Origin of the sequence: Paracidovorax wautersii (assembly GCF_031453675.1) — a bacterium.
Taxonomy (GTDB): domain Bacteria; phylum Pseudomonadota; class Gammaproteobacteria; order Burkholderiales; family Burkholderiaceae_C; genus Paracidovorax.
The window spans coordinates 1,312,596-1,332,591 of the sequence record NZ_JAVIZX010000001.1; the positions used below are offsets into that span (position 1 = coordinate 1,312,596).

At 70.6% G+C, this 19,996-nt stretch carries 21 protein-coding genes; 6 read left to right on the forward strand and 15 right to left on the reverse strand.

Features of this window, described 5'->3' with window-relative positions; translation table 11 throughout:
* Positions 1-10: 10 nt before the first annotated feature.
* From QE399_RS06060 to QE399_RS06070, 3 genes are all read right to left on the reverse strand, one after another.
* The gene (locus tag QE399_RS06060) at positions 11-2,566 is read right to left on the reverse strand and encodes a branched-chain amino acid ABC transporter ATP-binding protein/permease (protein WP_309827069.1); all 2,556 of its coding nucleotides are present in this window, start codon (positions 2,564-2,566) and stop codon (positions 11-13) included.
* A gap of 2 nt (positions 2,567-2,568) precedes the next feature.
* On the reverse strand, positions 2,569-3,447 hold the full coding sequence (locus QE399_RS06065) for a branched-chain amino acid ABC transporter permease (protein ID WP_309827070.1): 879 nt from the start codon (positions 3,445-3,447) through the stop codon (positions 2,569-2,571).
* Between the two features lie 131 nt (positions 3,448-3,578).
* Positions 3,579-4,763 (reverse strand): ABC transporter substrate-binding protein, encoded by a 1,185-nt coding sequence (locus tag QE399_RS06070; protein WP_309827073.1) that lies wholly within the window; start codon positions 4,761-4,763, stop codon positions 3,579-3,581.
* Between the two features lie 227 nt (positions 4,764-4,990).
* Between QE399_RS06070 and QE399_RS06075 the strand changes: the two genes are divergently transcribed.
* The 4 genes from QE399_RS06075 (at position 4,991) to QE399_RS06090 (ending at position 8,564) form a co-directional block, all read left to right on the forward strand.
* A complete protein-coding gene (locus QE399_RS06075) occupies positions 4,991-5,464 on the forward strand; it encodes a nuclear transport factor 2 family protein (protein WP_309827075.1) in 474 nt (157 codons plus the stop codon).
* Positions 5,461-6,396 (forward strand): polysaccharide deacetylase family protein, encoded by a 936-nt coding sequence (locus QE399_RS06080; RefSeq protein ID WP_309827077.1) that lies wholly within the window; start codon positions 5,461-5,463, stop codon positions 6,394-6,396. Before QE399_RS06075 ends, QE399_RS06080 begins: the two co-directional genes overlap by 4 nt.
* 38 nt (positions 6,397-6,434) lie before the next feature.
* Positions 6,435-7,661, forward strand: coding sequence for an amidase (locus tag QE399_RS06085; protein ID WP_309827079.1), 1,227 nt, complete (start codon positions 6,435-6,437; stop codon positions 7,659-7,661).
* Between the two features lie 87 nt (positions 7,662-7,748).
* Complete coding sequence (locus tag QE399_RS06090; RefSeq protein ID WP_309827082.1) at positions 7,749-8,564, forward strand: GntR family transcriptional regulator; 816 nt, start codon at positions 7,749-7,751, stop codon at positions 8,562-8,564.
* Between the two features lie 114 nt (positions 8,565-8,678).
* On the opposite strand, the gene QE399_RS06095 is transcribed toward QE399_RS06090, so the two are convergent.
* The 5 genes from QE399_RS06095 to QE399_RS06115 all read right to left on the reverse strand — a co-directional run bounded on the left by QE399_RS06095 (position 8,679) and on the right by QE399_RS06115 (position 11,610).
* The gene (locus QE399_RS06095) at positions 8,679-9,551 is read right to left on the reverse strand and encodes a MetQ/NlpA family ABC transporter substrate-binding protein (RefSeq protein WP_309827084.1); all 873 of its coding nucleotides are present in this window, start codon (positions 9,549-9,551) and stop codon (positions 8,679-8,681) included.
* Between the two features lie 246 nt (positions 9,552-9,797).
* Positions 9,798-10,355: a nucleoside 2-deoxyribosyltransferase gene (locus QE399_RS06100; protein ID WP_309827085.1), complete on the reverse strand. Its 558-nt coding sequence runs from the start codon at positions 10,353-10,355 to the stop codon at positions 9,798-9,800.
* Positions 10,352-10,594, reverse strand: coding sequence for a glutaredoxin family protein (locus tag QE399_RS06105; protein ID WP_309827088.1), 243 nt, complete (start codon positions 10,592-10,594; stop codon positions 10,352-10,354). Before QE399_RS06105 ends, QE399_RS06100 begins: the two co-directional genes overlap by 4 nt.
* A 78-nt stretch (positions 10,595-10,672) precedes the next feature.
* Positions 10,673-11,041 (reverse strand): hypothetical protein, encoded by a 369-nt coding sequence (locus QE399_RS06110; protein WP_309827090.1) that lies wholly within the window; start codon positions 11,039-11,041, stop codon positions 10,673-10,675.
* Positions 11,038-11,610, reverse strand: a complete 573-nt coding sequence (locus QE399_RS06115; RefSeq protein WP_309827091.1) for a cob(I)yrinic acid a,c-diamide adenosyltransferase — start codon at positions 11,608-11,610, stop codon at positions 11,038-11,040. The genes QE399_RS06110 and QE399_RS06115 overlap by 4 nt, the downstream gene beginning before the upstream one ends.
* A gap of 222 nt (positions 11,611-11,832) precedes the next feature.
* On the opposite strand from QE399_RS06115, the gene QE399_RS06120 reads away from it, so the two are divergent.
* The gene (locus QE399_RS06120) at positions 11,833-12,333 is read left to right on the forward strand and encodes an EF-hand domain-containing protein (RefSeq protein WP_309827092.1); all 501 of its coding nucleotides are present in this window, start codon (positions 11,833-11,835) and stop codon (positions 12,331-12,333) included.
* Between the two features lie 165 nt (positions 12,334-12,498).
* Here the strand turns inward: QE399_RS06120 and QE399_RS06125 are convergent, their stop codons facing one another.
* From QE399_RS06125 to QE399_RS06155, 7 genes are all read right to left on the reverse strand, one after another.
* Positions 12,499-13,281 (reverse strand): amino acid ABC transporter ATP-binding protein, encoded by a 783-nt coding sequence (locus QE399_RS06125; protein ID WP_309827094.1) that lies wholly within the window; start codon positions 13,279-13,281, stop codon positions 12,499-12,501.
* Positions 13,265-13,918 (reverse strand): amino acid ABC transporter permease, encoded by a 654-nt coding sequence (locus tag QE399_RS06130; protein WP_309827096.1) that lies wholly within the window; start codon positions 13,916-13,918, stop codon positions 13,265-13,267. Before QE399_RS06130 ends, QE399_RS06125 begins: the two co-directional genes overlap by 17 nt.
* 5 nt (positions 13,919-13,923) lie before the next feature.
* Entirely contained in the window at positions 13,924-14,586 is a 663-nt protein-coding gene (locus tag QE399_RS06135; RefSeq protein WP_309827099.1) for an amino acid ABC transporter permease, read from the reverse strand.
* Between the two features lie 201 nt (positions 14,587-14,787).
* The gene (locus QE399_RS06140; protein ID WP_309827101.1) at positions 14,788-15,600 is read right to left on the reverse strand and encodes a transporter substrate-binding domain-containing protein; all 813 of its coding nucleotides are present in this window, start codon (positions 15,598-15,600) and stop codon (positions 14,788-14,790) included.
* Positions 15,597-16,469, reverse strand: a complete 873-nt coding sequence (locus QE399_RS06145) for a GntR family transcriptional regulator (protein WP_309827103.1) — start codon at positions 16,467-16,469, stop codon at positions 15,597-15,599. The genes QE399_RS06140 and QE399_RS06145 overlap by 4 nt, the downstream gene beginning before the upstream one ends.
* 423 nt (positions 16,470-16,892) lie before the next feature.
* Complete coding sequence (locus tag QE399_RS06150; protein ID WP_309827105.1) at positions 16,893-18,167, reverse strand: hydantoinase/carbamoylase family amidase; 1,275 nt, start codon at positions 18,165-18,167, stop codon at positions 16,893-16,895.
* Positions 18,164-18,880, reverse strand: a complete 717-nt coding sequence (locus QE399_RS06155) for an orotate phosphoribosyltransferase (RefSeq protein WP_309827107.1) — start codon at positions 18,878-18,880, stop codon at positions 18,164-18,166. The genes QE399_RS06150 and QE399_RS06155 overlap by 4 nt, the downstream gene beginning before the upstream one ends.
* Positions 18,881-19,012: 132 nt before the next feature.
* On the opposite strand from QE399_RS06155, the gene QE399_RS06160 reads away from it, so the two are divergent.
* A complete protein-coding gene (locus QE399_RS06160; RefSeq protein WP_309827109.1) occupies positions 19,013-19,933 on the forward strand; it encodes a LysR family transcriptional regulator in 921 nt (306 codons plus the stop codon).
* Positions 19,934-19,996 lie beyond the last annotated feature (63 nt).

Sequence of the window (19,996 nt, forward strand, 5' to 3'; positions counted from 1 at the left end):
TCACCCACGTTCAATGCCCGCCGCCCAGGTAGGCGCGCGTGAGCGCATCGTTGGCCGCGATCTCTGCCGCCGTGCCCTGCGCCACGACGCGGCCGCCTTCCAGCACATAGGCGCGGTCGGCCAGCGACAGCGCCAGCGCGGCCATCTGGTCCACCAGCACCAGCGTCATGGCCTCGCTGCGCAGCGTATCGAGCGCGGCGAACAGCTCCTCGATGACCTTGGGCGCCAGGCCCAGCGAGGGCTCGTCGAGCAGCAGCACCCGCGGTTTCGCCATGAGGGCGCGCGCGATGGCCAGCATCTGCTGCTCGCCGCCCGACAGCAGGCCGGCGCGCTGGTGCAGGCGCTCGCGCAGGCGCGGAAAGCGCTGCAGCATTTCCTCGACACGCGCCTCGCGCCCCTCGGGCACGAGGAACGCGCCCAGGCGGATGTTGTCGAGCACGGAGAGCTCGGGGAACACCTGCCGGCCTTCCGGCACCAGCACCAGGCCGCGCGCCACCACCTGTTCGGCCCGCAGCCCGCCCAGTTCCACGCCACCGAGGTGGATGCCGCCCTCAAGCGGCCGGTGCAGCCCGGCCAGCGAGCGCATCAGCGTGCTCTTGCCTGCGCCGTTGGCGCCCAGCAGGGCCACCAGTTCGCCCTCGCGCACCATCAGGTCCACGCCGTGCAGCACGGGCTCGGCGCCGTAGCCGGTGGTGAGCTGGCCCACGCCCAGCACCTCGGCCGCGCCGGGCGCCAGCGTGCGGGCCGGGACTGCATGCACGGCCACGGCACCGCCCGCGCCATCGCCCAGGTAGGCCTGGCGCACGGCGGGGTGGGCCTGCACCTCGGCGGGCGTGCCTTCGGCCAGGTGGCGGCCGGATTCGATCACCACCACATGGTCCGACAGGCCCATCACCAGCGCCATGTCGTGCTCCACCAGCAGCACGCCCACGCCCTGGTCCGCGATGCGGCGCAGCAGGGCGGACAGGCGCTCCTTGTCTTCATGCGACAGCCCGGCCGCGGGCTCGTCGAGCAGCAGCACCTCGGGGTCGGTGGCCAGGGCGCGTGCGATCTCCACCAGGCGGCGGTCCACATGGGCCAGGTCCGATGCGCGCGCTTGCGGCTCACCCGTGTAGCCACACCAGGCCAGCAGCGCCAGTGCCTGCGCACAGGCCTGCGGCGAGCGGATGCGCCCGGCCCCGAGCACGAAGCCAAGCCGCCCGCGCGGCAGGGCCAACGCCACGTTGTCGACCACGCTCAGGCTGCCGAACAGCTGCGAGGTCTGGTAGCTGCGGGCCACGCCGGCCCGCGCGATGCGCCAGGCGCCCACGCCCTGCACGGGCGCATCGCCCAGCAGGCAGGCGCCCTGGGTGGGCGTGTAGAAGCCGCTGAGCATGTTGAGCACCGTGCTCTTGCCCGCGCCATTGGGACCGATGAGGCTGGTCACCGCACCGGGCGGCACGCTGAACGAGAGCTGCGAGACGGCCTTCACGCCGCCGAAGACCATGGACAGTTCCTGCGCCCGCAGCGTGCGGCGCGGGCGCTGGCCCAAAGCCGGTGCGGCATCCGTCGCCCCCGGGGCCGCCACAGGCGATGCCGCAGCACCCGCCCGGCGCGGCCACAGCCGCACGGCCAGGCCCACCAGCCCCTGGGGCGCAGCCCACAGCACGGCCAGCAGCAGCGCGCCGAAGAACAGCAGACGGTATTCCTCCAGGCGCGCCAGCATCTCCGGCAGCAGCCCCACGATGAGGGCGCCCACCAGCGGCCCGGCGATGCTGCCCGAGCCGCCGATCATCACCACCAGCACGAACAGGATGGACTGCAGGAACGAGAAGCTGTGCGGCGTGACGAAGCCCGACAGCGGCGCATACAGCCCGCCGGCCACACCGGCCAGCAGCGCCGACACGGTAAAGGCCACGGTCTTCACGGTGAGCGGGTTCAGCCCGATGGATTCGGACGCGGTCTCGGCATCGCGCACGGCGCGCAGCGCCGCCCCCCAGCTGCCGCGCGACAGCTTGATGAAGCCGATCAGCGCCAGCGCCGCCGCCACGATGGCCAGCGCCGCCACGGCGCGTTCGCCGCGCAGTGCGTCCCAGCCCAGGCTGGGCGCGGCGATGCCCATGACGCCGTTCTGCCCGCCCGTCAGGTCGCGCATCTCGACGGCGCTGTGCTCCACGATGAAGCCGAAGGCGATGGTGACCATGGCGAGATACGGGCCGCGCACGCGCAGCGCGGGCAGCGCCAGCAGCGCGCCCATGGCGCCGGCAGCCAGCGCCGCCACGGGCCATGCGGCCCAGAAGCTCCAGCCGGCCCGGGTGGTGAGGATGCCCACCGCATAGGCGCCGATGGCATAGAAGCCCACGTGCCCGAAGGACACCTGCCCCGACAGGCCCAGCAGCACGTTCAGGCCGATGCCCACGATGGCCAGCAGGGCCACGTTGGCCAGCACGAAGACGTAGTAGCCGTTGACCGTGGCGGCCAGCGCCACGCCGGCCAGCACGGTAGCCAGACCCAGGGCCCAGGGCCACAGGACGGTTCCCAGGCCGGGCACGCGGGCGCCGGGTTGTGCGTTGTGTCGTTCCACCATGGTCATACCTTGCGCACCTGGGCGCGGCCGAAGAGCCCGTTCGGGCGCACGGCCAGCGCCACGATCACGAGCGAGAAAGTGAGGATCTGCGTGTAGCCCGAGCCCAGCGTGGCGGTGATCAGCGCCTCGACCACGCCGAACAGCAGGCCGGCCAGCATCACACCCCAGGCGCTGGAGACGCCGCCCAGAATCGCCACCGCAAAGGCCTTGAGCCCGAACAGCGTGCCCATGTCGGACTGCACGTTGAACAGCGGCGCGATCAGCACGCCCGCCACGCCGGCGAACAGCGCCGACACGGCGAACGCCGCGGCCACCACGCGCCCGATGGGAATGCCCATGAGGCGCGCGGCATCGCGGTTCTGCACCACGGCCAGCATGGCCGTGCCCCAGCGCGTGCGCCGCGCCACCAGGTGCAGCACACCGGCCAGCGCCAGCCCGACCAGCGGGATCAGCAACTGCAGCGGGTACACGCCCAGTCCCAGATCCCCCAGCGTGAGCGGCGTCTGAGCCAGCGGCGAGGGCAGGCTGCGCGGCTCCTTGCCGAAGGTGAACATGGCGATGTTGTCGACCACGATGCCCAGCGCCACCGTGGCCATGAGCCAGGCGTCGGAGCCGCGGCTGGCGAACGGGCGCACGGCCACGAACTCCACCACCAGGCCGTAGAGCGCGCACAGCAGCAGCGCCAGCGCGATGGCCACCGGCATGGGCCAGCCCAGCGCCACGGCGAAGCCGTAGGTGAGCACGGCGCCGAGCATCATGGAGCTGCCTTGCGCGAAATTCACCGTGCCGGAGACGACATAGGTGACGTGAAAGCCCAGCGCCATCAGCCCGTACATGCTGCCCAGGCCGATGCCGCTGATAAGGGCGGAGAGAAATAGCATCGTGGTGATCGATCGAATGCTGTGAAGGAATGGCGGCAAGCCGCGTTGGAAAGCGGCTTGCCGCGGTCAAGAAAGCGCAGCGCAGCGGCTCTGGCCAGGCGCTACTGCCAGAAGCGCTTGAGGGGCCGCGCTTACGGCTTGTCCAGCCCCACGGGCAGGATGCGGTTGCCGATGAACTGCGCCCACACGTAGTCGTTCTCGCTCAGCGCATCGTGGTTGGCTTCGCTGAACGGCTTGTCGTAGGTCTTGATCAGGCCTTCGTACTTGTCGATCTTGTAGAAGCCCTGGCGCACGGCGTCGCCGTCGGTGCTGCCCGCCTTGGCGATGGCCTGCGCGGCCAGGTGCAGCGCGTCATAGCCGTTGGCCACGCCCACGGCCGGCGTGATGTTGTCCGGGCCCTTGATGTCGGGGTACTTGGCCTTGAGCGCCGCCACCACCTTGTCGCCCACGGGCGACTGCTTGCCGAAGAAGCTGTAGGTCTGCACGAAGTGCACGTTCTTGGCGTTGGGACCGCCCAGTTCGGTGAAACGGCCACCGGCCGGGCCCCAGTGCGAGACGATGGGCACCTGCCAGCCCATGCGGTCCAGCGACTTCACCACCTGGGCCGAGGGGCCCACGTTGCCCACCATGAAGAGCGCGTCGGCGCCGGCGGCCTTCAGGCGCGTGAGCTGCGGCACCACGTCCACATCGCTGTCGTTGAACTTCTCGATGGCCGCGGCCTTCATGCCCTTGGCCGTCAGCGCGGCCGTCAGGCCCTTTTCGTTCGATTCGCCCCAGGGGTTGTTCACCAAAATCATGCCGGGGTTCTTGGCGCCGAAGGTCTTCTGCGCATAGGCCAGCATGCCGCGGTCCACGATCTCGTCCACGGCCGAAACACGGAAGGCGAAGTTGGGCTTGGCGCCGTTCTTGGTGATCGGCGTGCCCGCCGCCCAGGGGCCCATGAACGGCACCTTCTCCTGGTTGGCCAGCTGCACGATGGCGATCGACACGGGCGTGTCGAGCCCGCCGAACAGCACGGCCACCTTCTCGCGGTAGATGAGTTCACGCGCGGCCGTCACGCCCTTGGCGGGGTTGGCCTCGTCGTCGCGGCGCACCAGCTCCAGCTTGCGCCCGCCCAGCAGGCCGCCCTTGGCGTTGATCTCGTCGATGGCGACGGTCATGCCGCGGGTGATGGCTTCGCCCGCCAGCGCCGACTGGCCCGACAGCGCCGTCACCAGCCCGATCTTGATGGGCTCGGCGGCCTGGGCACTACCCAGGAACGAGGCGGCCGCCAGGGCGGCCAGGGTGAAGCGGCGACGGGTCGTGTGGGAACTCATGGTGGTACTCCAGGCTGGGAAGGGTCTGCGGCAATCCGCGGGGCGTTCACCGCACCGCATGCCCACTCCCTGCAAACACCATGCCAGCGTCAACCAAACGACATCTGTATTGGCGACATACAAGAATTTGGATTGTCGACAATCTGGCACACGCTTTGCTCACACCATTTTGGAACGGCCTTTCAGGCCACAAGGCACCGAACCGGTGCGACAACTGGAGGACAACCATGCAGCACGCCCCCCTTGAGGGCATCCCCGCACCGACGCAGGACCCGGGCGCCGTAGTGGAGGAGTTCCTGCGGCTCATCATGATTCCCGCGCCCGAAGAAGCCAGCCGCCTCGTGTCGGAGCAGCTCGCCATCCGCTTCACGGGGGGCCGCGCCCTGCAGCGCCCCGCCGATTGCGCGGCCTTCAACGCGCAGCGCTACGCCTGGGTGAAGAAGCGCTTCGAGCGCACCGATGTGGCCCAGGGCGCGACGGACGAAGAAGCCGTGGTCTACAACACCGGCACGCTGTACGGCGCCTGGCCCGACGGCACGCCGTTCGAAGGCAACCGCTACATCGACCGCTACGTGGTGCGGCACGGCCGCATCGTGCAGATGGACGTGTGGAACGACAGCGCCGAATGGATGCTGGTGCGCGCCGGCCTGGCCGCGCCGTGGCCGTCGCCCATGCAGCCGGCCGCGGCGGAGGGGGCATGAGCAGCACCTACGGCCTGGGCCCCCTGCCCTCGCACGAGCGCTTCGGCTATGCGCCCATCGGCCAGCGGCCGGACTACACCTGGCCGAACGGCGCCCGCCTGGCGGTGTACCTGGGCTTCAACCTGGAGCACTTCGCGTTCGGCGAAGGCCTGGGCGCACGCATCGGCCCGGCCTCGCCCGAGCCGGACGTGCTCAACTACAGCTGGCGCGAATACGGCAACCGCGTGGGCGCCTGGCGCTGCCTGGAGCTGTTCGACCAGCTGGGCCTGCCCACGGGTTGCCTGCTGAACACGGCCCTGTACGACCACTGCCCCGACCTGGTGGCGGCCTTCGCCGCGCGCGGTGACGAGCTCATCGGCCACGGCCACACCAATGCCGAGCGCCAGGGCACGCTGGCCGAGGACGCGGAACGCGCGCTGCTGGCCGGCTGCCGCGACCGCATCGCGCAAGAGAGCGGCACGGCCCCGCGCGGCTGGCTGTCGCCCTGGATCTCGGAGAGCCGCACCACACCCGACCTGCTGGCCGAGACCGGCTACGCCTACACGCTGAACTGGGCGCACGACGACCAGCCCCTGCCGATGCAGACGCGCACCGGCCAGCCGCTGTGGTCCGTGCCCTACCCGCAGGAGCTGAACGACATCCCCATGATCATTGCGCGCAACCTCGACGGCCGCGACTTCGCCCGCATGGTCACCGACAACTTCGACGAGATGCGGCAGCAGAGCGCACGCCAACCCCTGGTGATGGGCATCGCCCTGCACCCCTACCTGGTGGGCCAGCCCTACCGCCTGCGCCACCTGCGCCACGCGCTGGAGCACCTGTGCCGCGCACGCGATGCGGGCCAGGTGTGGTTCACCACGCCTGGGGCGGTCTGCCGCCACATGGAAGCGCTGTTCCCCCACGCCGCGGCCACGCAGCGGCTCGCGGCCTGACCGGCCCCTTTCACCGATTCCCTTTGCATCTTCCGCCCATGACCACCCGCCCATCGACCGCCCCGTTTTCCATCGAGGACACCGCCCATGCCTGGGTGCCCCACGGGCACTTCACCATGCAGGGCGCGCCGTCCGGTCCGCTGGCCGGCCTGCGCTTCGCCGCCAAGGACGTCTTCGACATCGCGGGCCACACCACCGGCGCCGGCAACCCCACCTGGCTGGCCACGCATGCGCCGGCCGAGCAGCACAGCCCGCTGGTGGCGCAGCTGCTGGCCGCCGGTGCGGCGCTGCACGGCAAAGTGATCTCGGACGAGCTGGCCTACAGCATCCACGGCCACAACCTGCACTACGGCATGCCGCTCAACGCGGCGGCGCCCGACCGCATTCCGGGCGGTTCGTCCAGCGGATCGGTGGCCGCCGTGGCTGCGCGGCTGGTGGACTTCGCCCTGGGAACCGACACGGGCGGCTCCACCCGCGTGCCGGCCAGCTACTGCGGCGTATGGGGCCTGCGCACCACGCACGGCCTGCTGCCGCGCGAGGGGCTGGTGCCGCTGCACCCGAGTTTCGACACCGCCACCTGGTTCGCGCACGAGGCCCGCACCTTCGCGCGCGTGGCCGACACGCTGCTGCCCGCCCAGGCCTTCACCCCGCGCCGCGCGCTGCGGCTCGAAGACGCGCAGGCCGAGGCCGATGCCACCTTCGCTCCGCTGCTGGACCGGGCCGCCGCCGCGCTGCAGGCGCAGCTGGGCACGGCGGTGGAGCCGGCTTTGGCCGCAGGCGTCGGGGCCACGCTGGAGCAATGGCGCCAGCACTACGTCGCCTGGGGCGCCCACGAAGGATGGGAAACCCATGGCGCGTGGATCAGCGCCCATCAGCCCGCGTTCGAGGACGCCATCGCCGGCCGCTGGCAGGCCGCCAGCCAGGTCAGCCCCGAGAGCGCCAGCGCGGCCCGCGCCGCCGGCCAGGCGGTGCGCGAACGCGTGCGGGCCCTGGTGGGCGACGACACCGTGCTGCTGCTGCCTTCCGCCGCCACCGTGGCGCCGCTGCGCGATGCGAGCGGGCCCGAGATCGACGCCACCCGCATGCGCACCCTGCGCATCTGCTGCATCGCCGGCCTGGCGGGCCTGCCCCAGGTGAGCCTGCCGCTGCGCACAGCCGAAGGCCTGCCTGCAGGCGTCTCGCTGATCGGCCCGGCCGGCAGCGACCAAGCGCTGGTGCATCTGGCCGTGCAGGTGTGGGAACGGCTGCAGGCCGTGCCGGCCTGAACGGCCGCACCCTCCCAAGGAAAGCGCGACAATCGCCGCCGAACACTGACCCCCGCGGCATGGTCGACAATGCCTGCCGCACGCTCCATGGCCACCTCCACCCCACCTCGCCCAGCCCCCCGGCCCCGCGCTCCCGCCCGCAAGAAGGCGGCGGCAGCACCCCAGAAGAGCGCCGCCTTGCCCGTGGCCGCTCTGCCCGCCGACCAGGCCGGGGCACTGCCGGGCCTGCGCACGGGCGACGATGTGGAGACGCGCATCTACAACACGGTGTTCGAGAGCGTGATGACGCAGCGCCTCACCCCCGGCACCAAGCTGCCCGAGGCCTCGCTATGCACCCTGTTCGGCGTGCGCCGCGCCACCGTGCGCAAGGTGCTGCAGACGCTGGCCCACGACCACATCGTGGAGCTGCGGCCCAACCGCGGCGCCGTGGTGGCCGCGCCCAGCCCGGAAGAGACCCGCAAGATCTTCGAGGCGCGCCGCGCGCTGGAGGCCGCCATCGTGCGGCTGGCCACCCGCCACGCCACGCCGGAGGACCTGGCCAGCCTGCGCAGCCAGCTGCAGCAGGAGCATGCGGCCATGCACACCTTCACCCAGCCTGCCTGGGCCCGCCTGGCCAGCTCGTTCCACCTGCGGCTGGCGGAACTGGCGCGCAACCCCATCCTGCAGCGCTACCTTATGGAGCTGGTGTCGCGCTGCTCGCTCATCGTGGCGCTGTACGAGCCGCCGGGCAAGGCCTCGTGCGAGCACGAGGAGCATGCGCGCGTGGTGGACCTTATCGAGCAGGGCGACGCCGAGGGCGCCGTGGCGGTGATGGAAGAGCACCTGCTGGAGCTGGAGCGCAGCGTGTGCATGCAGCACGAGGCGCCCGGCAACAGCCTGGCGCGCATGCTCGGCATGGCCTGACGGCGCAAGGCCCGCGCAGCAGGCCGGGGCTTATCCGCCCAAGAGCGAAGCCACAGCGGCGCACGGCATGCCCGGCCGCGCCCCGCGCAGCCCGGCACCGCCGCAGCCGTGCGCTCAGCGCAGGAAGGCGGGCTTGGCGTAGCCGGCGAACTTGGCGTCCAGCACGGCCTTGTACTCGGGCGTGCGGTAGGCGGCGGCCAGGTCCTTGGCCCACTGCGTGTCCTTGTCGCGCGTCTTCACGGCGACGATGTTCAGGTAGTGGTCGGGCGTCTTCTCCAGCACCACGGCCTCGGTGAGCTTCAGGCCCGACGAGATGGCGAAGTTGCCGTTGATGATGGCGAATTCGGCGTCGTCCAGCGAACGCGGAAGGTGCGCGGCATCCAGCGGCAGCAGCTTGATCTTGCGCGGGTTGCTCGCCAGGTCCAGCTCGGAGATGCGCATGGGGTCCACGCCCTCCTTCACCGTCACCAGCCCGGCCTGCTGCAGCAGCACCAGCGCGCGCGCCAGGTTGGTGGCGTCGTTGGGCAGGCTCACGCGGTCGCCGTCCTTCAGGTCGGCCAGGGTCTTGCGCTTCTTGGAGTAGATGCCCATGGGCGCGATGGGGCCCTGCGTCAGCGCCGTCAGGTCCAGCTTGCGGTTGTTCTTGAACTGGTTGAAGTAGACCTCGTGCTGGAAGAAGTTGGCGTCCAGCGAGCCGTCGGCCAGGGCCAGGTTGGGCTGCACGTAGTCGTTGAACTCCACCAGCTTCACGGTGTAGCCCTTCTTCTGCAGCTGCGGCACGATGCCCGACTGCAGCTGGTCGTAGTTGGAGCCGGCCGTGGCGCCGATCACGATCTGCTTCTTGGCCGGATCCTGCGCAGCGGCGGGCACCGACAGCGAGGCGGCAACGGCCAGGGCCGCCACCGTGAGGGCGCGGCGGCCCAGGGCGCCGGAGGCGGCGGCAGAAGACTCGGTGGAACGCTGGGCGGACAGGAAACGCAGGGACATGGCGCGGTCTCTCTTGGGCTATAGGTCTGGGGGTGGGCGGATGTGCGCCGGGGATCACCCGCGCTCCCGCCGGGAGAGCCGGCAGTATCGAATCTGGCGCCCCGACAACCAAAGAATAAAAAGCTCTCTGCTTATTCCAAAGCAAGCCATGGAAAGCCGCCCTGGCCGGCGACCAGCCCCGCGCACGCACGGCCCGGAGATTCAGATCAAAACGGCCTGCAGCGCAGGCGCATCAAGCGCAAATAGCTATTGATTCAATAGCAAACGAGCCAGCTGGCGCAGGGCGTCTTCCGCCGTGGCCTCCAGCCCGCACGAGCGCGTGATCATGAGGTTGAGGCGCTGGCCACGGCCCTCCACCTCCATGCCGGTGGCGCTTTCGCGCACCACGCCGTCGGCGCCGCGCATGCAGGGCATGGCGGCGCTGACCCGCTCCGCGTAGCTCTGCGCGGGCACGTGGTAGGCCACCACCGGCTTGCCCAGCGCAATGGCATAGCCCACTTCGAAGACGGTGCCCGAATCCGGCTCCAGCCCGCGGAAGGCCTCCAGATTGGCGGCCACGCCGTCCGCCTGGCGCAGCAGCGCGATGTTGCCGTCGTAGATGCGCTGGGCGAGCGTGTCGTCGTCCGAGCCGCGGCCGGGGTGCGTGTCCACCTGCGTGTCGGTGGGAGCCACGCCCTCCAGGCCCAGGGCTGCGCACTGGGCCTTCAGCCGGGCGAAGCGCGCTGGCGCGTCGGGGCGGAAGACGTCGGGGCCCGCGAGATAAATGCGCGGGCGACGCGGGGAGGCCGTGGCAGCGGCGGTCACAGTCCCAGCTGCGACAGCGCGGCCTGCAGGCCGGCCAGCCCGCCCACGCGCTGGTCGTTGATGAAGACCTGGGGCATCTGGCGCACGGACGGGCCGCACTTCTGGAAGAACGCGAGGCGCTCGGCCTCGTCGTCGATCTTGATCTCCTCGAAGGCGATGGAGCGCGTCTTCAGCAGCATCTTGGCGGAATCGCACTGCGGGCAGGCGGACTTCGAGTAAATGACGATCTTCAGTTCCATGGGCGGTAGTTTATGCGGGCGGCCCGGGGCGCGCCGGGCGGAGGATATCGCCGCCACCGCGCCCCCCGTGGGCCGGGCTCAGCGCCCGAGCAGCCCCTGCAGCCGCGCGCGCAGGGCGCCGAACTTGTCGCCGCTGGCGTTGACCGCCTCGCACCGGCCCTCCACCGTGCGCGCCGGCTCGGCCAGCGGCCGGTAGGCCAGCAGGGTCTCGCAGTCGCAGCGCAGGCGGGCCTTCAGGACGTGCGTGCGGCGGTCGGTCACCTCGGCCACCCAGCAGGCGTCGGCGCAGCCGCAGGTGCGGTACGTCAGCACCTCGTCGCTGCGTTCCCAGTCCAGCGTTTGCGCAGCCGGCCGGAGCGGCGTCTGCGCCTGGGCTGGGGCACCGGACAGGGCGAGCAACAGCCCGGCGCATACCAGCCCCGCGCTCAGGCCCGCGCGCCGCGTCATGTGGGCTCGCCGCCCTGCCGCGCCAGGCGCTCGCTCTTCCAGTACACGTCGTCGCCGCCGTCCACGCGGTTGAGCACGCGGGCCAGCACGAAGAGCAGGTCGGACAAGCGGTTGAGGTAGCGCCGGGGCGCATCGCGCAGGGGTTCGGCGGCGCCGAGCGCCACCACAGCGCGCTCGGCCCGGCGCGCCACCGTGCGGCACACGTGGGCCTGCGCCGCCGCGCGCGTGCCGGCAGGCAGGATGAACTCCTGCAGGCGCGGCAGCGTGGCGTTGTACAGCGCCAGGGCCTCGTCGAGCTGCAGCAGCGCGTCGTCCTTGAGCAGCGCGAAGCCGGGGATGGACAGCTCGCCGCCCAGGTTGAAGAGCTGGTGCTGCACGTCCACCAGCAGCTCGCGCACGCCCTGCGGCAGCGGCTCGCACAGCAGCAGGCCGATGTGGGAGTTGAGCTCGTCCACGTCGCCCATGGCGTGCGGGCGGCCGCTGTCCTTGGAGACGCGGCTGTTGTCCCCCAGGCCCGTGGTGCCGTCGTCGCCCGTGCGGGTGGCGATCTGTGACAGTCGGTTGGCCATGTGTGCGGTCCCTTTCCTTGCTTTCGTTGGTGTGGCAGCCGAAGGCATTGTGCGGGAGAGCCGGCGGGGCCCCTGGGGACACGCCGCTGCCAGCCGGCGAACGGGGTGCGCGTTACATCCATGGGCAAATGTGTAGCCGGGCAACAGCTGGCAAAAGTGCTCGCGCGGGCGGCCGCCCTGCGGTGCAATGCGCCCGTGTTCAATGCTTCCCGGAGCCCTTCCATGCCCCATGACGGTACGCCGCGGCGTCCCCGCACCCTCACCTTCGATGCGCGCAGCGTGCTGCTGTTTGCAGCCCTGTCCATGGGGGGGGCGGCCCTTCAGGCGCAGACGTCTTCCTCGTCGGCGCAGGGGTCTTCGTCTTCGTCGTCGTCTTCCTCATCGACGTCCTTGCCGTCCCTGCGGCTGCAGGCGCCCGGCAGCGGCGGCGCGTCGTCCGGCACGGGGCTGCGGGCGTCGGGCGGAAGCACCAGCGCCAACGCCAGCGGCGTGTCCCGCAGCGCTGGCAACGGCAGCCACGGCGACGCGGGTGCCGGCAGCACGCACACCGCGCAGGCGGACGTCCACGCGGCCTTCCGGCGCGCCGACAAGAACCAGGACGGCCAGCTGAGCCCCGCCGAGGCCAGCGCCTTCCCCGCCATCGGCAACCGCTTCAAGGAGCTGGACAAGGACCGCAACGGCAGCCTGTCGCCCGAGGAGTTCCAGGCCGGCGCTTCGTCGTGAACCGCGCCCCGCGCCCGGGAGCCGCCAGCGCGGCCCTGCGCAAACCGCTCTCCAAACCGTAGCGCGCTGCGCTTGCCAGTATTGATATTTAGGCTAAAAATTCCTTGAACTTCAATCCGTAACAGCGCAAGCAGCTATAGATACGGGAGCAAGACCCGCGGCCGATCAGTCGTGCAGCGATGACAGGAACTGCTGCAGTTCCGGCGTCTGCGGGTTGCCGAACACCTCGGCCGGCGGGCCCATCTCGTGCACCCGGCCCTGGTGCATGAAGATCACGCGGTCGCTCACCTTGCGGGCAAACGCCATCTCGTGCGTGACCATCAGCAGCGTCATGCCTTCGGCGGCCAGGCTCTCCACCACGCGCAGCACCTCGCCCACCAGCTCGGGGTCGAGGGCGCTGGTGATCTCGTCGCACAGCAGCACGGCCGGCTCCATGGCCAGGGCGCGGGCAATGGCCACGCGCTGCTGCTGGCCGCCCGAGAGCTGCTCGGGCATGGCGTCGAACTTCTCGGCCAGGCCCACACGCAGCAGCAGCCGGCGCGCCTGCTCGGCCGCGTCGACCTTGTCGGTCTTCTTGACCAGCGTGGGCGCCAGCATGATGTTGCGGCCCACGCTGAGGTGCGGGAACAGGTTGAAGCTCTGGAAAATCATGCCCACGCGCTGGCGCAGCGCACGCATGGCCATGGGGCTGTCGTGCAGCAGCGGCTTGCCGTCCACCGTGAGCGCGCCGTCCTGGAACTCCTCCAGCCCGTTGATGCAGCGCAGCAGCGTGCTCTTGCCCGAGCCGCTCTTGCCGATGATGGCGATCACCTCGCCGCGGGCCACCTTCAGGTCGATGCCCTTGAGCACCTCATTGCTGCCGTAGGACTTGCGCAGCGCGGTGATGTGGACGATGGGCGCACCCGGAGCGGCGGAGGCGGTCACGGAGGGTTCAGCGACGGCTTGCATGGATCTTCCTTTCCAGGAACTTGGCGTAGAGACTGATGGGGTAGCACAGCGCGAAGTACATCAGCGCCACGCAGGCGAACACCGTGAACGGCTGGTAGGTGACGTTGGAGATCATGTTGCCGGCGCGCGTGAGCTCGACGAAGCCGACCACCGAGGCCAGCGCCGTGCCCTTGATCACCTGCACCATGAAGCCCACCGTGGGCGCAATCGCCATGCGCGTGGCCTGCGGAATGACCACGTGGCGCAGCAGCTCGCCGAACGAGAGCGCCAGGCTCTGCGCGGCCTCCCACTGGCCCTTGGGAATGGCGACCACGCAGCCGCGCCAGATCTCGGTGAGGAAGGCGCTGGTGTAGAGCGTGAGCGCCAGCGTGACCGAGAACCACGCCGACACGTTGATGCCGAACAGCCCGATGCCGAAGTACGCCAGGAACAGCTGCATCAGCAGCGGCGTGCCCTGAAAGACCTGCACATAGGCGCCGACCAGGCGGTCCACCCAGCCGATGCGCGTGAGGCGGGCCACCAGCAGCAGCGCGCCCACGAGGCCGCCGCCGATGAAGGCGATGAGCGAGAGCACCACCGTCCAGCGCGCGGCCAGCAGCAGGTTGCGGAAGATGTCCCAGAAGGTGAAGTCGACCATGGTGCTTACCGTCCGAAGATGAACCGGGGACCGGCCCAGTTGAGCGCGCGCCGCAGCGCGATGGACAGCACCAGGTAGATGGCTGTGGCGACGATGTAGGCCTCGAAGGTGCGGAAGTTCTGCGCCTGGATCACGTTGGCCGAGTAGCTCAGCTCCTCGGTGGAGATTTGCCCGCAGACGGCCGAGCCCAGCATCACGATGATGATCTGGCTGACCATGGCCGGCCACACGCGCTTGAGCGAGGGCGGCAGCACCACGCGCGTGAAGACCTGCACGCGGTTGAGCGCCAGGCTCTGCGCCGCCTCGATCTGCCCGCGCGGCGTGGCCTCGATGCCGGCGCGGATGATCTCGCTGGCGTAGGCGCCCAGGTTGAGCACCATGGCGATGACCGAGGCCAGCTCCGGGCTCAGCTTCACGCCCATCGACGGCAGGCCGAAGAAGATGAAGAACAGCTGCACGATGAAGGGCGTGTTGCGGATCAGCTCCACATACGTGCCCACCACCACGCGCAGCGCGAGCGGCCCGCTGGCCCGCGCCCACGCGCAGGCAATGCCCACCAGCATGCCGATGGCCATGGACACGGCCGTCAGGCCCAGCGTCCACAGCACCCCGCGCAGCAGGAACGGCCACTGCACCAGCACCGCCGCAAAATCGAGTTGGATTTGCATATCAATTCATCCCGTGCGCTGCACTGCGCGCAGCACACAACCCTTTGAAACCGTCACGCGCCCCCCGTCAGAAGGCCGCGGAGCAGGCCAAGCCAGCGGACGCCGCGGAACGGGCTTCGCCCGGCCGCTGGCGTCGTCCCCCCTCCCACGCGCAGCGTGAGAGAGGGGGTGAAGGCGCGCAGCGCCTCAGGGGGGTGCCCTTTATTCCGTCAACGGCAGATCACCCGCGGTGCGGCCGAGCCACTTCTTGGCCATGGCATCCAGCGTGCCGTCCTTCTTGGCGGCCAGGATGATCTCGTTGACCTTCATGCGCAGCGCGTCCTCGCCCTTGGCCACGCCGATGAAGTTGGGGCTGTCCTTGATGAGCAGCTTGTATTCGGCGTTGAGCTGGGGGTTCTTCTGCATCATCAGGCCGGCGTTGGACACGCTGGTGGCGATCACCTGCGTCTGCCCGGCCACGAAGGCGGCGGTGGACGCGGCCTGGTCTTCATAGCGCTTGAACTGCATGGAAGCGGGGCCGACCTTGGCCAGCTCCTGCTCTTCCATGGCGCCCTTGGCCACCGCCACGGTCTTGTTGGCCAGGTCGTCGAAGGACTTGATCTGCAGGCTCTTGGAGGCATACACGCCCTGGAAGAACGGCGCGTAGGCGTGCGTGAAGTCGATCACCTTCAGGCGCTCGGGGTTCTTGCCCAGCGTGGAGATCACCAGGTCCACCTGCTTGGTCTGCACGTAGGGAATGCGGTTGGCGCTGGTGACGGGCACCATCTCCAGCTTCACGCCCAGCTGCTTGGCGATCAGCTCGGCCATGGCGATGTCCAGGCCCTGGGGCTTGAGGTCCAGGCCCACGAAGCCGTAGGGCGGGTAGTCGGTGGGCACGGCGATCTTGATCGTCTTGGTCTGCGTGACCTTGTCCAGCGCGTTCTGCGCGTGGACGGCGGCCGTGCCCCCCAGCAATGCGGCAGCGGCCAGGGCCAGCGTGAGGCGGCGGCGGGAGAAGATGGCGGCGGGGGTCATAGAAGCGCTCCTAGGTAGGTCGAGGGGGGATCGGCGTCGTGGCCCGACGTCGGGGACGGGGAAGAAGAAGAGGAAGAAGGCGAGGACGTGGCGGCAGCAGCCGCAGCCGGTCCGCGCCGTTTTGCGGAGGTGGAATGCAATGCCCGTGCCTGCGCCCGCGCCCGCGCGGCAGGGGCGGCAGCGCCGCCGCTGCCCGCCTTGTCCACGGGCGCGAGCGCGCCGCGCAGCTGCGCCAGCGGATCGGCATGCGCGGGCAGGCGCAGATGGCTCTGCACGGACCCGATGTGTTCGGACATCAGCGCCTCGGCGCCGGCGATGTCGCCCGCCTCCAGCGCGGCGACGATGCGCACGTGGTCCTCGCACGACTGCGCGGCGTCGTGCGAGGACTGGTACAGCATGGCGATGAGCGTGGTGCGCGCGGTGAAGTCGCGCAAGGTGTCGGCCAGCAGGTGGTTGCCCAGGCATTCGGCCAGGCACACGTGGAAGTCGCCCAGCAGAAAGCTGCGCGCACCCACGTCGCTGCCGCGCACGGCCGCCTTCTCGCGGGCCAGGTGGGCCTTGAGGGATTTGAGGGCCGGCTTGTCCAGCGGCTTCATGCCGCGGATCAGCCCCAGTTCGATGACGCGGCGGGCCTCGAAGGCCTCGCGGGCGTCGTCCTGCGAGGGCTCGATCACGTACCAGCCGCGCCGCGCGCTCACGGTGACGATGCCGCGCACCGACAGCCGCGTGAGCGCCTCGCGCACGATGGTGCGGCTGCAGTCGAACAGCAGGGCCAGCTGCTGCTCGCCCAGGCGGGAGCCGGGGGCGAGCTTCTGCGCCATCACCGCTTCGATGATGCGGTCGCTGATATCGGTCGAGGAAATCGCCATGGCCTGCATACCAGCAGGAACCATGCCCACTGGTATACAAGCCGGATGCACAACTCTGGTTCAGCGGCGCGCTGAACCGGCGGCGGGCGGCACCAACTTGGCGAGGCGCGCACGGCGTCCGTGCACGCCGGCTCCGAAACGGGTGAGCGCGCTCAGAGCCTGTTTACGATCTTCCAGGGGTCGCGCAGCGGTCTTTGCGGGATGGGATGCTAGGCGCGGTGCGCAGTGGATAGCCCGGCTATCCACCAGCGCCGCAACGCCGCAGACCGCCCGCAAAGACCGCTGCCCGAAGGGTTGGAGCGAAATCGGGCGATTGGACGCCCCGGCTGCTTGCATGGGCACGAGCCCATGCGGCGCACCCGGAGCATCCACTCATCCCGATTGCGCTCCAACGCGATCCCCTGTGAGATCGTAAACAGGCTCTCAGGCCGCCAGCAGCCCCTGCGCCAGCCACTCCGTGCCCTGCAGGAAGTCGCCGATGTCCATCGCCTCCTGCGGGTTGTGCGAGCCGTGGGCATTGCGCACGAAGAGCATGGCCGCCGGAATGCCAGCGGCCGCGAAGACGGCGGCGTCGTGCCCCGCGCCGCTGGGAATGCGCTCCAGCGTCTGCCCCGCCCGCTCGGCCACGGCCTCGAAGCGCTGGATCCACGCTTCGTCCATGGTCGCGGGGGCGGTGTACAGCCGGTCGTCGAACTCGAAGCGCACGCCCCGCTCCGCCGCAATGGCACGGCATTCGTCCTGCATCAGCGCGTGGAAGCGCTCCAGCGTGGCCGCATCCTGGCTGCGCGCCTCGAAGCTGAACTGCACCTCGCCCGGAATGACCGAGACCGCATGCGACTGCGCGGGCGTGGTGCAGATGCCGCTGGTCATCACCAGGTCCATGCCCATCTGCAGCAGCACGCGCCAGTGCTCGTCCATGCGCGACAGCAGCTGCGACACGGCCAGCACCGCATCCTTGCGCAGCCAGCGTGGCACGGCGCCGGAGTGCCCGGTCTCGCCCAGGCAGCGCACCCGGTTGTGGCGCACGTTGCCGCGGATGCCCGTCACCGCCGCCACCGGCCAGCCGCGCGCCACCATCACCGGGCCCTGCTCGATGTGCAGCTCCAGGTACGCGGCCACGGCGCAGGGCAGCAGCGGCGTGCCCTGCGCGATCGCCACCAGGTCGGCGCCGCAGCGCGCCAGGGCATCGGCCAGCGTGCCGTGCTCTGCGCCGGCGCGGTGCGGCAGCTGCAGCGCCGCGGCAGGCAAACGGCCCAGCAGCGCCATGGAGCCCATGTAGGCACGCCCATACCAGGCGCTTTCCTCGCCGCGCAGGGCCAGCACGCGCACGGGGGGCGCATCGCCGTGGCGGCCCCGCAGAGCGGACAGCACCAGCATGCCCGCCACCACACCGGCCAGGCCGTCGTAGTTGCCGCCCTGCGGCACGGAATCCACATGCGAGCCGATCACCACCACCGGATCGGTCCGCGCGTCCTCGGGCAGACGCATCCACAGATTGCGGGCGCGGTCGTATTCGCAGGCCAGCCCCAGCGCGGCGGCGTGGCGCTCCAGCAGGCGCAGCGCCGCGTCTTCGCCCGGGCCATAACTTTCCCGCGTGATGCCGGGGCCATCGCGGGTGGCGTCAGCCACCTCGCGCAGCAGCGCATCGGCCTGGGAGCGCCAGGCGGCGGTGGCCAGGGGTTCCATGACCGCGCTCATGCCGCACCTCCGACCGGACTGGCACCTGTGCCGCCCGTACCACCATGGGCCAGCGACCACTGCGTGGGCGACGCGGTGAACTCCGCCAGCGTCTGCGCCTGCGAGGCGCTCAGGCGCCCCGCTTCCAGCAAGGCCACGTGCAGCTGCGCCCACGAGGCCAGCGCGTGCAGCTGCAACTGCTGCTGCGCCAGGCGCTGCGGCGTGTCGGGGTAGATGGCGTAGTCGAACAGCACCAGGGCGTCGGCCACGTCCACGCCCACCTGGCGCAGCGCTTGGGCGGCGGCCATCTTGGAGCGGCCGTCGGTGGTCACATCGTCCACAAGCAGCACCCGGGCCGGCAGGCCGTCGGTGCTGCGCGGCAGCCGTCCCTGCAGCTGGGCCTGCACACCCCAGCCGATGGGGCGCTTGCGCAGGTACAGCATGGGCAGGCCCAGCCGGTCGGCCAGCCACGCGGCGAACGCGATGCCGGAGCTCTCGGAGCCCACCACGGCGGCGAGTCCACGCTCGGCCACGAGCAGCGCTACGGAGCGCGCGGCCGCATCCATCAGCTCGGTGCGCCAGGCCACATCGGACAGCAGGGCGTGGGCGTCCACGTAAACCGGGCTGGCCCAGCCAGAGGTATAGAAGAAAGGCGTGTCGCCGGCGATGCGCACCGCATCGGTGGCCACCAGGGCCCGCGCCATGCGCGCGGCATCTTGGGGAGAAAAGATCATTGCAGAGCCTGCCAAAAGCAAGCGATGCATCGTAGGCCGCGCTCCGGCGGCAGAGAAGTGCAAAAATCTCCGGCAGCCGTTCCCAAACGCGATGGCTCGCCGTTGCCTCCTCTTCTGCCCTCCTCCGCATCCATGTCCCGCCTGATTTCCCCCCGCAGCTTTCTGCGCCAGCTCGACCTGGGCTCGCTCGACCTCTTCATGCTGGTGTGCGAGACCGGCAGCATCGCCCGCGCCGCCGAGCGCGGGCAGATGGCCGCGTCCGCCGTGAGCAAGCGCATCGCCGAGCTGGAAGCGCTGGCGCAGGCCCCGCTGCTGGCGCGTCATGCCCGCGGCGCGCGGCCCACGCCCGCAGGCCAGCAGCTGCTGCAGCACGCGCACGCCATCCTGCTGGCCGTGGAACATCTGCATGCCGATCTGGGCGAGTTCGCGCAGGGCGTGCGCGGCCACGTGACGGTGTGCGCCAGCGCTTCGGTGGTGGAGCAGTTCCTGCCGGCCGAGATCGCCGGCTTCATGCAGCGGCACGCCGACATCCGCATTGACCTGCGCCAGGCCGCCAGCCGCGCGGTGGCGCAGGCCGTGCGCGAGGGCACGGCCGATATCGGCATCTGCGGAGCGAGCGACGAGGTGCTGGGCCTGCAGGCCCGCCCCTACCGGCGCGAGCAGCTGGTGCTGGTGGTGCCGCGCGGCCACGCGCTGGCGCGCCTGCGCAAGGTGGCCTACGAACGCGCCCTGGCCTACCCGCAGATCGGCCTGCGCGACAGCAGCACCGTGCAGCAGGCGCTGGCGCAGGAGGCACGCGCCACGCGGCGCGTGCTGGGCCGCCGCATGGAGGTGGACAGCCTGAGCGCCCTGTGCCGCATGGTGGAGAGCGGCCTGGGCCTGGGCGTGATGCCCGCGGGCGCCTTCCGTGCGCTGGGCGAGGCCACCACGCTGCACGCCGTCGCGCTGACCGATGCCTGGGCCGACCGCGAACTCAACCTGTATGCCCGCAGCTTTGCCGACCTACCCGCCGCAGCCCAGCGCTTTGCGGACCATGTGACGCCGCAGGCGTGAGCGGCGAGCCTGCCTGACGCCCCTGGCGCCGCCGTGGCGAAGCACCGATCCCTACAATCCAAC